Source organism: Aromatoleum toluolicum, assembly GCF_012911005.2.
GTDB lineage: Bacteria > Pseudomonadota > Gammaproteobacteria > Burkholderiales > Rhodocyclaceae > Aromatoleum > Aromatoleum toluolicum.
On sequence record NZ_WTVS01000110.1, the window covers coordinates 1 to 11,951 of the forward strand.

At 64.8% G+C, this 11,951-nt stretch carries 11 protein-coding genes; 3 read left to right on the plus strand and 8 right to left on the minus strand.

Annotation, left to right across the window (positions count from 1 at the left end; all coding sequences use genetic code 11):
- Positions 1–230 precede the first annotated feature (230 nt).
- Entirely contained in the window at positions 231–2,345 is a 2,115-nt protein-coding gene (locus GPA27_RS26400; RefSeq protein ID WP_169143405.1) for an AAA family ATPase, read from the plus strand.
- A 41-nt stretch (positions 2,346–2,386) separates the two neighbouring features.
- On the opposite strand, the gene GPA27_RS26405 is transcribed toward GPA27_RS26400, so the two are convergent.
- Positions 2,387–2,962 (minus strand): class I SAM-dependent methyltransferase, encoded by a 576-nt coding sequence (locus GPA27_RS26405; RefSeq protein ID WP_169143406.1) that lies wholly within the window; start codon positions 2,960–2,962, stop codon positions 2,387–2,389.
- A gap of 228 nt (positions 2,963–3,190) precedes the next feature.
- On the minus strand, positions 3,191–3,406 hold the full coding sequence (locus GPA27_RS26410) for a DUF3079 domain-containing protein (RefSeq protein WP_169143407.1): 216 nt from the start codon (positions 3,404–3,406) through the stop codon (positions 3,191–3,193).
- 216 nt (positions 3,407–3,622) lie between these two features.
- Here GPA27_RS26410 and trmA point away from each other — a divergent pair, with 216 nt between their 5' ends.
- Together trmA and GPA27_RS26420 are read left to right on the plus strand one after the other, a co-directional pair.
- The gene (gene trmA / locus GPA27_RS26415) at positions 3,623–4,717 is read left to right on the plus strand and encodes a tRNA (uridine(54)-C5)-methyltransferase TrmA (RefSeq protein WP_169143408.1); all 1,095 of its coding nucleotides are present in this window, start codon (positions 3,623–3,625) and stop codon (positions 4,715–4,717) included.
- Between the two features lie 153 nt (positions 4,718–4,870).
- Positions 4,871–6,499 carry a methyl-accepting chemotaxis protein gene (locus GPA27_RS26420; RefSeq protein WP_169143409.1) on the plus strand — a complete coding sequence of 543 codons (1,629 nt, stop codon included), beginning with the start codon at positions 4,871–4,873 and terminating at the stop codon, positions 6,497–6,499.
- An 18-nt stretch (positions 6,500–6,517) separates the two neighbouring features.
- Here the strand turns inward: GPA27_RS26420 and GPA27_RS26425 are convergent, their stop codons facing one another.
- The 6 genes from GPA27_RS26425 to GPA27_RS26445 all read right to left on the minus strand — a co-directional run.
- Positions 6,518–6,883: a hypothetical protein gene (locus GPA27_RS26425; RefSeq protein WP_169143410.1), complete on the minus strand. Its 366-nt coding sequence runs from the start codon at positions 6,881–6,883 to the stop codon at positions 6,518–6,520.
- Between the two features lie 188 nt (positions 6,884–7,071).
- Positions 7,072–7,707 (minus strand): hypothetical protein, encoded by a 636-nt coding sequence (locus GPA27_RS26430; protein ID WP_169143411.1) that lies wholly within the window; start codon positions 7,705–7,707, stop codon positions 7,072–7,074.
- A gap of 29 nt (positions 7,708–7,736) precedes the next feature.
- Positions 7,737–8,084, minus strand: a complete 348-nt coding sequence (locus tag GPA27_RS29640; RefSeq protein ID WP_505606753.1) for a hypothetical protein — start codon at positions 8,082–8,084, stop codon at positions 7,737–7,739.
- A 61-nt stretch (positions 8,085–8,145) separates the two neighbouring features.
- Complete coding sequence (locus GPA27_RS26435; RefSeq protein ID WP_169143412.1) at positions 8,146–8,880, minus strand: hypothetical protein; 735 nt, start codon at positions 8,878–8,880, stop codon at positions 8,146–8,148.
- A gap of 15 nt (positions 8,881–8,895) precedes the next feature.
- The gene (locus GPA27_RS26440; RefSeq protein WP_169143413.1) at positions 8,896–10,203 is read right to left on the minus strand and encodes a glycoside hydrolase family 19 protein; all 1,308 of its coding nucleotides are present in this window, start codon (positions 10,201–10,203) and stop codon (positions 8,896–8,898) included.
- On the minus strand, positions 10,200–11,951 hold a 1,752-nt coding region (locus GPA27_RS26445), incomplete at its 5' end, for a type VI secretion system tip protein VgrG (protein WP_246261507.1). The genes GPA27_RS26440 and GPA27_RS26445, both read right to left, overlap by 4 nt.

Sequence of the window (11,951 nt, forward strand, 5' to 3'; positions counted from 1 at the left end):
CCCCTCCGCCGCCGCCCGGCGTGCGCTGACGCGTGTCGCGGCGGTGATCGTCGGGCCTGCGTTCAATACTTCACGCCAGACCGGCGCGACGCCTCGCTATGCTGGATCTCCTCGACGCCGGACAGAGACCGCGTCGGGGCGAGCAGCGCTGTACGGGCGGCTATTACGGGTGCAGCCGCGCCGATCGGCGATTCCGTGCCGCAACCCTGCGACCGTAGCGGAGGACCGCCATGTCTGATGAGTCGAATTCCCGCCCTGCCGGGCCGACCAGCCCCTGGCACAGGCTGAGGAAATCCGCCGGCCGGCTGCAGGACTGGTTCGCGATCCAGTCCTCGCTGATCAAGTTCCTGGTCGTGGCGATCGCGCTGCTGATCCCGCTCTCCGGCATCTATTCCCTGATGCTGGTGCAGAAGCGCGCCGTGCTGGCCGACGAGGTCAAGGCGATGGCGGTCGCCGGCGGGGCGGGGGTGTGGACCTTCGACGAGAGCGTGCCGGTGGTGCTCGGCAGCGGCTCGGTGCTCGGCTTCCTCGACGCGAACCCCGTCGAGCGTGTTACGGTGATCTACGAGCCGCTGATGTGGAACCTGTCGGAGCGCATCATCCTCGTGCAGTCGCAGGGGCAGCAGCACGCCTACTATCCGAGCGACCTGGAGACGAAGATCTTCGCCGACAGAGCCGTCTCCGCGCCGTGGTCCGCGCGGCTCGCCTTCATTCCCCGCGCCGAACTCGGCGAGGGGGCGCTCAAGGTGTTCGAGCGTCTCGACCAGCGCTTCGCCAACGGGCGCCCGCGTTCGGCCGACGACGGCTGGCGCTCCGCGGCCAGCGGCGTGCTGTCGGGCGCGCTGATGCTGGGCCTGCTGGCTTTCCTGTTCCTGCAGCTGCGCGGTCAGTTCAAGTCGCTGAAGTTCATCGAGCCCGGGCAGGTGAGCGGCACCATCGACGAACTGGTCGGCATGGACGACATCAAGGCCGAGGTCGCACAGATCAAGGACCAGTACGAGCGGCGCGCGCTGTACGCCGAATACGGCATCCGCAAGCCGTTCAACGTGATGTTCAGCGGCCCTGCGGGCACCGGCAAGACCAAGCTCGCGAGCTACCTCGCAAAGGAACTCAAGCTGCCCATCCTGTTCCACTCGGCGGCGAACCTGGAGACCGGCTTCGTCGCGGGCGGCGCGAACACCCTCAATCGCATCGTGTCGATGGCGAAGCGGCGCAAACGCTGCATCGTGTTCCTCGACGAGGCGCAGGATCTCTTCATGAAGCGCGGTGGACGGCGCAAGTTCGACGACGATACCGCCAACACCCTGCTCGCCGTGCTCGACGGCGTGCGCAGCAAGGACGAGGCCGAGATCATCTGGATCGTCGCGAGCAACTTCAACAGCCAGACGATGCAGATGGACGAGGCGATGCTGCGCCGCTTCCAGATGAAGGTGGATTTCCGTCTTCCCAACCGCGAGGAGCGGCTCGCGATCATCGAGCATTACCTCGCGCAGCGCGCCGACAAGGTGCTGCCCGGCCTCGATCTGAGCCACCTCGTCGGCGTCACCGAAGGACGCAGCCCCGCCGACCTCGAGACGATCGTCAACCAGGCCGGCATCACCGCGGTGCAGGCGGGCGAGATGATCGGCGCCGACACGCTGATGCAGGCCGCCGAGCGCGTGCTGGTCGGCAACGTCAATTCCAACACCACCGACGAACGCGAGCGCGATCGCCGCATCATCGCCGTGCACGAGTGGGGCCACTTCCTCGTCGACCTGCAGCGCGAGCGCGAGGTCACCAACGACGACTGGGACCGCATCCTCGCCGACATGAAGACGATCAAGATCTCGCTGAAGGCCATCCCGCGCAGCAACGCGCTGGGCTTCGTGTTCCACAAGCAGGGCACCAACCTGCTCAAGACCAAGGGCGACATCGAGCACGACGTGCGCGTGCTGCTCGGCGGCATGGCCAACGAGGAGCTCTTCTTCGGCGAGGACGGCACGACCAACGGCGCGCACAACGACATCACCCGCGTCACCCAGCTCCTGCATCACGCCGTCGGCGAGATGGGCATGTACCGCAAGACGCGCCTCAACTTCGGCGCGCTCACGAACGACGGGCAGGGCGGCAGCCGCGCCCTCGACGAGGAAACCCGCAGCATCATGGAAGCGCAGAGCGAACGCCTGTATGGCGAGACCAAGGCCTTGCTGGTGGAGCTCAAGCCGCTGACCGAATTCCTGGCGGACAAGCTGCTGGAGGCTGGCGAGATGAACCTGGACGAGGCGCTGGCGCAGATCCGCCGCTTCGAGGAAGCGCGTGCGGCAGCGGTTGCGGGAAAGGGGACGAGGTTGAGCGCTGCGGGATGAGGTCCTGATCCCGCGGTGCGCGCGACGGGCCGGCGCGCCGGTCAGGGCGCGAGACGCAGCTCCCAGATCCCCGCCGGCGGCGTGTTGCGCCAGACCACCGCGGTGCGTTTCCAGCGCAGGTGGCGTGGCGCAGGGAAGGGCGCACGCGGGTGGTAGGTGAACTGCACGAGCTTGCGTTCCGCGTTGTGCGCGAGAAAGCGGCACAGGCTGTGCGCGGTCTCGTGCGCGACGTGTTCGGGAAGCGAGCGGAACGGCAGGCTGGAGACGAGCACGATCCGCCCCGGGTGGTCGAACAGCGAATCGACCACGTGCCGTGCCGTCGCCTGGCGCACGTCCGCGGCCGGATAACGATGGCGCAGGCGCTGCGCGAGGGCGGCCTGCAGTTCGACCGCGATCAGCGGCACGTCGGGGAGCTTCGCCAGCAGCGCGTCGGTAACCGGACCGGTGCCCGCGCCGAGCTCGACGACGAGGTCCGCGCCTTCCGCCGCATTCGCCAGCGCGTTCGCGAGTGTGCGCGATGATGGCAGCAATGTGCCGGTCGAGCCCGGATTGCGCAGCATCGCGACCAGCAGCTGCAGGTGTGCGGACGGGGTGGCGAGGCGGAACATGGATGCCATATTAATCAGGCCCTCCGGTCCGTGGGCGGATGCTTGCGTGTGGAGATGTAACGACGGCAGGCGGCGACGCCCGCGCGGCAAGCGCGAGTCGGGGCGGCTTCTATGCTGCAGTGTAGTACCACGGGACGATCGACGCGCGCAGCTACTCGTCAGGACGAGCGCAGCACTTCGTATCGGGCAGGTGGAATACCGTGCGGCAAGCCAAGCCGGCCGCCGGACTCGGCCGCGTCAGCGGTTCGCCGGTTCTGCAGGCTGCTTCGGCTCTTCCGGCACGTCCAGACCCCAGTCGCCGTATTCGTACCAGTCTTCGCCGAGCATTTCGGCGGGGTGCAGGGTGCGGCCGGAACCGTTGCCGCAGGCGAGCGAATCGGCCGGGCAGTACTTGTCGCAACCCCAGCAGATGCGTTCGGGGTGCTTGGGATGCAGGGGAAACTTCTTGGCCATGTCGGGGAGCCTCGTGACCGCTTGGGATGCGGGTTCTGGAAATATCCGACAAGTTTACTCGGTCATCGTTGGCGGGCTTTGATGACCGTCAAGACTGTCCGCTGCCGCGGCGGCTGCATCGCGGGCGCGGGCGGCGTATAGTCGCGTCTCCGCAGATTGCCCCGTTCGCCGCTCCCGTTCCACGCGCGACGCGGGCGCCACCGCCGCCAACTCGAGATGTCACTGCCCCGCTTCGATCCCGCCGAATATTCCGGCCAGCTCGCCGACAAGGCCGCCCGTTTTGCGGGCGATTTCGCGCCGCTGGGCGTGCCCGCGCCGGAGGTGTTCGCCTCCGAGCCGCTGCACTACCGCCTGCGCGCCGAGTTCCGCATGTGGCATCACGGCGACGGTCTCGTCGACTACGCGATGTTCGCCGCCGACGACCCCAAGACGCCGGTGCTGCTCGACGACTTCCCCGTCGCCGCGGCACCGATCTGCGCGCTGATGCCACGCCTGCGCGACGCCCTGCGGGCAAATGATGCGCTACGGAAGAAGATCTTCCAGGTCGATTTCCTCGCGACGCTGAGCGGCGAGCTGATGGTGAGCCTGGTCTACCACCGCGCGCTCGATACGGCCTGGGAAGCGGCGGCGCGCGCGCTCGCGCACCAGCTCGGCGTGCAGGTCATCGGCCGCAGCCGCAAGCAGAAGATCGTGCTCGACCGCGACTGGCTGCTGGAAGAGTTCGACGTGGATGGCCGGCGCCTGCGCTACCAGCAGATCGAAGGCAGCTTCACGCAGCCCAACGGCGGCGTGAATCGCCAGATGCTGGGCTGGGCGCGGCGCCAGGTTGCGGGCGTGGGCGGCGACCTGCTGGAGCTCTACTGCGGCAACGGCAACTTCACCATGGCGCTGGCGCCGCTGTTCGAGCGCGTGCTCGCGACCGAGGTCAGCAAGTCCTCGGTGCGCGCCGCGCACTACAACATCGAGGCGAACGGCGTCGACAACATCACCATGGTGCGCATGTCGAGCGACGAGATCAGCGACGCCTTCGCCGGCGGGCGCGCATACCGCCGCATGAAGGACGTCGACCTCGCCGGCTACCGCTTCTCGACGCTGTTCGTCGATCCGCCGCGCAGCGGCCTCGACGACGCGACCGTCAAGCTCGCGCGCGGCTTCGAGCGCATCCTGTACATCTCCTGCAACCCGAACACCCTGCGCGACAACGTCGCCGCGCTCGCCGACACTCACGAGATTTCCGCTGCGGCGGTGTTCGACCAGTTCCCCTACACCCATCACCTCGAAGCCGGCCTGCTGCTGACGCGGCGCGGCTGAGCGTCGTGGTCGGCGCCGCACACGCGTCTTCCGGCACCAACGCGATTCACGGTCTACGATGAATAGCCGCCCGGCATGATGCCGGGTGGCAGTCCATCCCCGCGGCTACATGGACGGCAAGACCATAAGAATCACAAGACGAGGGCGAACGTCATGGAATGGTTCGACAACATCAGTCTTCGCGCCAAGCTGCTCATCAGCCTGGGTGTCGCCTGCGGTTCGCTGATCCTCGCGATCGCCTTCTGCCTCTACCAGCTCGACAAGATCATCCGCACGTCGGACGAGATTGCCGATACCTGGCTGCCCTCGGTCCAGCTCGTCGGCCGCATCAGTCAGGAGCGGCTGCGCTACCGCGTGCGCAGCCTCGAGTTCATGCTGCCCGGCAGCCCCGAGGAAAAGGCGAAGATCGAGCAATCCCTGTCCGAACTCGATGCCGCGCTCGGCAAGGCGATTGACGACTACGAGCGCCAGGACATGTCCGATGCGGAGCAGCGGCTCCTCGGCGAGATCCGTGGCGCGGTCGCGAACTACCGCGATGCGGTGCGGAAGGCCGTCGCCCTCGCCAAGGAGGGCCGGGAGGACGAGGCGCAGACGCTGCGCCGCGACGAGTGGGTAAAGCGCGCGAACGAGCTGCGCGACAGGACCGATGCGCTGGTGCAGTTCAACCGCGACGGCTCGGCCGCGTCGAAGGCGCGAATTGCCGCTTACGCGCAGGACGCCCATGTGTGGACGCTGGCGGCGACGGCGATCGCCCTCGTGATCGCGGCCGTGGTGTCCTACCTGATCTCCCGCCGCATCATCGAACGGGTCCAGTCGGTCGCCGAAACGTCGCGGCGCATCGCGGGCGGCGACCTGACCGGAGCGATTCCCGGCGGCGGCCGCGACGAGCTCGGCCAGCTGATCCGGTCGATGCGCGAGATGCAGGAGTCCCTGCGCAGCGCGCTCGGCGAAACCCGCCGCAACGCCGACCGCATCACCGATACGTCGCGAGAGCTCGCCGGCAACGTCGAGCAGCTCGAACGCAGTGCCGGGCTGCAGGCCGAGGCGTCGACGTCGATCGCCGCGAACATCGAGCAGCTCACCGTGTCGATCAACCACATCTCGGAGGCGACAACCGACGCGAGCCGACTCGCGGGCGACTCGGACCGCCTCGCCGAGACCGGCAGGACGAACATCGAGCGGCTCGTCGGGGAGATCCAGGGCGTGGCCGTGACCGTCGAGCAGGCGGCCGACGAGGTCCGGAAGCTCGCCGAGCAGTCGCAGAAGATCTCGCTGCTGGTGGCGGTGATCAAGGACATTGCCGACCAGACCAACCTCCTCGCCCTCAACGCGGCGATCGAGGCCGCGCGCGCGGGCGATCAAGGGCGCGGCTTCGCCGTGGTCGCCGACGAGGTTCGCAAGCTCTCGGAGCGCACGGCCCACTCGACGACGGAAATCACCACCACCGTCGATTCCATCCTTGCGGCCACGCGCCAGGTCGTCGACGGCATCCATTCGGGCGTCCATGCCGTGAACACCAGCGTCGGGCACGCGCGGGACACCGGTGCGGCGATGGCGCTGATTCAGGACAAGGCGAAAGAGGTCGCGACGGTCGTCGCCGGCGTCGCCGACGGCCTCAAGGAACAGACCGCGGCGGCCACCGACGTGGCCCAGCGCGTCGAGCAGATCGCGACGAACGCCGAGGCGTCGAGCAGCGCGACGTCGAGCACCGCGGCCTCGGCACGCACGCTGAGCGGCATCGCGGAGGAGATGCAGGGCATGGTCGGCCGCTTCCGCGTGTGACGCGGCCGCCCTCGGACCTCAGTGCCGGCGGGGCCGCGTGCGGCGCGCCGGCGCGGGCGGATCGGGAAGGTCGGCGTCCTGCAGCGGATAGGAATCGGCGAAGTAGGCCGGCCCCTTCATGATCAGCACGATCACCGCGCCGATCGCGAGCACCGTGACGCTGCTGAAGGTCAGCCCCAGGATGCTGATGCCGATGATGTCGGCAGTGGTGATGCTCGCCGTGGGATCCGGGCCGATGCCGGCCCAGGCCATCAGGCGGGCAAGTGCCGGTGCCAGCGCGGCGACCAGCATACCGCCCGCCAGCACGAAGGGAAGCCGCACGAGCAGGCTGCGTTCGAACGCCGTCGAGACGGCGTTTCTGTCGGGGGAAATGGGGGAGTTCATGGCGACTCCTTTCGTTCTGGTCGGAGTTTGACGCCGCGGGGCGCGGATGATTCCGCAAACCCTTTACGGGACATCGCGGGACGACCTTCGGCGCGCACAGAATGACAGCTGCTCGGGCGCTCTCACGTGAGCGGCGACGGATCTACTGCTTTCAATACGTTACACAGCATCCTGACAGACGCCGAATGTCATCGCCTGCAGTGCAGCGGGATTTCCTTGCTTTCCTCGGCGGATGGCTTCCTTGCGAAGCTGTAATAGCAATTGTGCGTCCCATCATCCACGTCAGGCCACTTCGTGTGAATCATGACATTGGTTATTCGCCATCCGACTTCGGTTTTTCTCATAAAGTAGAGACTGCGGCCAAGTGAAATTTCTTCGCCCTCAGTCAATACGGATACCTTGGCCCAGGAACCGTTCACCTCTGGAGTGTTGATTTTCGGTTTGGGAATCGAAATATAGCGGGTCGCTGAAGAGAGATTCTCTGCATCCAGATTGGGATATCTGTAATCCGCGTCGCACTCGGTCGTTCCAGAGCGATTATTGCGTTTACTTATCGCACTTTCTTCGAAGAAGGTGCGCAGAAAATCACAGTGCCGAGTTGGGTCGAACTTCCCCCTGGATTTTGAAGTTCGATTTAACAGAAACGGGCTCCCCTCTTTCTCTGAAAATCGTCCGAGACTGAACGTGTCTGGGTCATATGAATAGATTTTCTCCACAAAGTTCTTGACCTCATTCTGATCGATGGTGGTGTCCTTGCCGAGAGAAATGCCTGGTACGATCAGCGATATGAAAAAATAAAGTAGCAGTTTCGCGACGAATTTCATGCCTTATTTATTTAAATTTTCAGATATTTTTAGAATTGGCGTATAAAGTACGCCATGTTACTTGGAGTTTTTTCGGCGGAAAGACGGTGCGAGTTTTCGTTGCCACCAGGAAGGCTGGTCAACTCTGAGGTTAATCCGCTAACCGCTTCGTCGATCCTGCCAGTCCGTACCAGATGTAGGACTCCGAGATCCTCAAGTTTCATTACAGCGATTCGATCTTGCATTGCCCGACTAAATCGATCTCCTTGCGATCGGATCAATCCATTGTTAAATACTTTTTTCCAAGTGGTATGAATAATCTGATAGGCGCCAGCGGCAGTGGAGCCATTATCCGGCTTTGATAGCCCTTCCCACGGGCGTCCGCCGTGCGTGCTCACGGAAGAACAGTGCTCAGCGCCATCGAATACTCAACGGTGGGTGATTCAGACGACCGAGGGTTTAACGCGCCATAGCTTTCTGGCGACTGGAGGTGCCTGCCTCGCATTCACGTAGTCGCATACGTGCCGCGGCGATGGTCTTGTAGCCGTTGGGGTTGCCCAAGCAATCGTCCCGCTGTGCGATCCGGAGCGCGCCAGGCGTGGGGTCGAAGTGCAAGGCGACGGTGGTGACGAACTCGGGCGGATCGTTACGGGCCTCGGCGGGCTCGGCGCTGTCGGAATATCCTAAGGTGACCAGCAGCGTGTCTGGCACTACCTGTCCCACGGACATTGCCTTCACATCTTGGCATCGGGGTTTGCCTTTCAATAGACGGCGGTCGCGCGCAATGTAGAGCGGGATAGCACCGGCAAGACTTAAAGTATCCGATTCGAACAGGAAAAGTTGGCAGGTGGTGTGGCGGTCCACTATCCAGTCGCAATCAAGGGAGTTGCTATCACAGTCGGATAGAGGATCCAGATTAGAGGTGTACCAGGCAATGGTGCTCAGATATTTCCTGCCGGAAATCATCCACCCGAATACGGAATTTCCACCTCGCACGCGGCCGTTCTGCACCCATATGTTGTGCCTAAACATCCCTTGGGTGCGGGATGCCGCGTAGGTCTTGATCGATTGTTCGATAGGCAGAATTGACGAGGTGACATCGATCGTCTTGTCGAGCGCAATTTCCGCTCGGGACAGGGGGGCTACAACGAGCGTCAATACAAGAAGAACAACTACTGAATACCGGGAACGCACGGGCGCATCCTCCCCTCAAGTGAATGCAGAATATGCGAGGCTGACATAGCTGCGTCGCAGTAGCACGGGATTTCCTGCGTCTGTCTTGTAACCGCCTTTTTTGTGCTTGGCGATTTCTCCGGCGTTGACGAGTTGGGTGACCGCATCAATGGCAGCGTCAGTGATGCCATCGTCGGCTGCTTTCCAACACTTCTTGTCCAGCCAGAACGAAACTGCCGAACGGACTGCGTAGGGCATCTGGGCAACTAGATCAGGCTCCTCACAAAAATCCAAGTTACCTTCCCAGATTGCCTTATGTCTGGATGTGAATTTGGCGTAATTGTCACGTCCAGTCAGCTGCTTCATTCCCCGACCACGGAAGCTCCAACCGTCGGTGGGGGCGGTGTTACCCAGCGTTGGTCCGACTCCCTGCGCCCCATACACGTTATTGGCAATCGTCTCTTGAGCGGCGGCTTTCTTTTGTGTCGTGCCGTTTGGCAGTTTCATGACACCGCGACCGTCAGCTTCCGCTTCCTTCGGGTGCCGCGTGTAATAGCCGAAGGTGTTCTTTAGCCCTTCCGGGCTGTAGTCCAGGCTCTCCGCGGCACCCGAGAGCGTCGGGCCGGCCTCGCGCTTGATCTGCCCGAAGAAGTGCGCTCGCCGAATGGCTGTGTCGAGCTTGTATTTGACGAGATCGGCATTGAGTTCATCCGCCACTGCCTGCAAGTGTGCGTCGGTTGGGGCGCCGCCCTTGTTCTTCGGGAAGATCGTGCGCAACTGAGCGACCGTGATCTGATCAGGTACAGCCCGTTCTGCCGGAAACAGCGGATTGCCTCGCTCGTCGTGCTCGGATGGTACGGGGTGAATACCCTGGTTGGTTTCGGGCGACGGGCCTGATGGCGGCGCAGGCCGCGGCGTTTGAGGTCGAGGGGGTGGTGTCTGCGGTCTTTCCGGTGTGTCTGTTCGGCCCAGCACCTTGACGGTGTTCAGGCATTTTCGGGCGAGGACCGGCTTGGCAGCCAGGGGTGTCACCGGGTCGAGTTCCTTGTAGTCCTTGCGCTGGCGGGACCAGACTGACACCCGAACCGGACCGAGTGTTCGCGGCTGGAGCTCGATGCAGTAGTTTTCTTCGGAGGTGGTTCCGGCCAGTTCCAGGCCGTCGAACCGAATCTTGTATTTCACACCGTCGAGCGCCTTCATGTAGCGGTTGACGAAACACACCATGATCTTGCCCGGTTGCACCGCTGACGGCGTCTCGGAAGACGCGGCAAGAATAGCGCTGTCATCCAGGAAGGACTGGACCTCCTTCGCCATCCGTTCCAGAAAGTCTTCCCAAGCGCTCATGCGAGTTCTCCCGGCTCGCGAACGTCATCTACGCTATCGATGAAATCCGTCCATTCACCATCCCCTGCCAGCAGTTCAATAGGCTCGGCATTTGCCGTACTGATCACGAAGCTGCGGTTGAGATCATCGAGAGCCCCTCTGGCAATCAGCTCCGGCGTTTCGCCACGCGTCCACACTTCAAAGTGCGTACCCAGCAGCGCAGGGTCATTGTGAATCAGGCTCCCGGTATCAAATACCGCCGTGCAAGACTCGCCCGCGTTCGAAGAAAATGCGCCCAAGCGTGACACCGGGAACTGCGGCAATTTCACCGCCGCCGCCTTCGGCCCAGTCAAATTCTTCCTGCTCGCCTTCAGCTTGACGGCGCCCGGGGCATGCAGCTGGATGTTCCCGCCCTCGATCCTGAGATACGCCCCTTGTGCAGTGGCGAGGATGTGCTTGCGGGCGCTGGCGGATAGCGCGGCGGTGGTGCTGGCGACGGTCACCTTCCGGTCGGCAGCGGCGGTGAGTTTGCCGCGCTGGCTTTGCACGCTGACCTGGCCGCTGGCGGCATGCAGGTGGATTCCGGTTTCGGTGATCGGCTGCGATCCCGTGTCCGCCTTGCCGGCCGTGAACAGGGCGAGGCCGCGGGCGACCGCAATGCTTTGGTTACCCTGGCTGACGAGCTGGGTGTCGCGGCTTGCGGTGACAAGGTTCAATTCGGCGGCGACGATCAGGTCCTGCGGGGTGAGCTGGGCGATGCCGGCGGGGGCGCTGTATTGCACGCGCGGGGCGGACCAGGCGGCGACGGTGCCGGTGCCGCCGCCGGCGGCGAGGAAGTTGCCCGCCTTTGCCGCATCGGGTTCGGCACCCTGACGGTCCGTGGTGCTGCGCAGGACGTCGAGGGCGCGCTCGAGCGAGGCGCCGGCGGGCAGTGTTTCGGGCGTGTCGTCGGCGCCCAGGCCGGCGTGGTGCTTGTGTGCGATCGCGGCGAGTCCCTTGACGAGGTCGTGGGCTTCTTCGCTGCGTTCGATCGCTTCACGGCTGTCGAGGTGGTGGCCGTGGGCGTCGGGCCGGGCGTCGGCGCTGACGAGGAGGCCGCGGCCGGCGCGGGTGGCGATCGCGGCGCGGGTGGCGAGTTCGGCGCCGTGGCCGCGGCTGGCCTCGCGCGCGTTGCCGCTCTGCTGCTTGAGGTGACCCAGCTGCAGGCGGGTGTCGTGGGCGGTGGTCGACAGTTCGATGCGTGATTCATTCGCGGTGTCGTCGAACACGAGCTGGTTGTAGCCGCCCTGGCCGCTGCGGGTGGCGGCGAGTTCCTGCGTCTTGATGCCGGAGAGGCTGGCGCGGTGGGTGTGGGCGGGGTCGGAGCGGCCGGCGAACCACGCCGGTGCGTTGGCGGTGGCGTGCTGGGTGCCGCCGGCGCAGCGGTTGCCGGCGCCGTCCGGGTGGCCCTCGCCGTTGTAGAGGCTGCCGATGACGACGGGGCGGTCGATGTTGCCGTGCTGGAAGGCGACCAGCACTTCCTGGCCGGGCCGTGGGACGAAGTGGCCGCCCCAGTCGGCGCCGGCCATCGGCGAGAGGACGCGCAGCCATGCGCCGCGCGTGGCATTAGCGGGGGCGTTGTCGCTGCCGCTGGGGTGGGGTTGGCGGCCGGCCGAGCGTTCGCCGCGCTGCCAGTGGAATTGGACGCGGATGCGCTGGTCGCGGTCGGTGTGGGTGGGCGCCGGCTCGCCTGCGCCGGCGCAGTCCCCGACGACGATCGCGGTGGTGGG

Excerpts from the sequence above, each read along its gene's own strand:
- GPA27_RS26405 (WP_169143406.1), bottom strand. The coding sequence starts at position 2,962 with ATGGCATCCATGTTCCGCCTCGCCACCCCGTCCGCACACCTGCAGCTG.
- GPA27_RS26420 (WP_169143409.1), top strand. The coding sequence starts at position 4,871 with ATGGAATGGTTCGACAACATCAGTCTTCGCGCCAAGCTGCTCATCAGC.
- trmA (WP_169143408.1), top strand. The coding sequence starts at position 3,623 with ATGTCACTGCCCCGCTTCGATCCCGCCGAATATTCCGGCCAGCTCGCC.
- GPA27_RS26440 (WP_169143413.1), bottom strand. The coding sequence starts at position 10,203 with ATGAGCGCTTGGGAAGACTTTCTGGAACGGATGGCGAAGGAGGTCCAG.
- GPA27_RS26410 (WP_169143407.1), bottom strand. The coding sequence starts at position 3,406 with ATGGCCAAGAAGTTTCCCCTGCATCCCAAGCACCCCGAACGCATCTGC.
- GPA27_RS26430 (WP_169143411.1), bottom strand. The coding sequence starts at position 7,707 with ATGAAATTCGTCGCGAAACTGCTACTTTATTTTTTCATATCGCTGATC.
- GPA27_RS26400 (WP_169143405.1), top strand. The coding sequence starts at position 231 with ATGTCTGATGAGTCGAATTCCCGCCCTGCCGGGCCGACCAGCCCCTGG.
- GPA27_RS26425 (WP_169143410.1), bottom strand. The coding sequence starts at position 6,883 with ATGAACTCCCCCATTTCCCCCGACAGAAACGCCGTCTCGACGGCGTTC.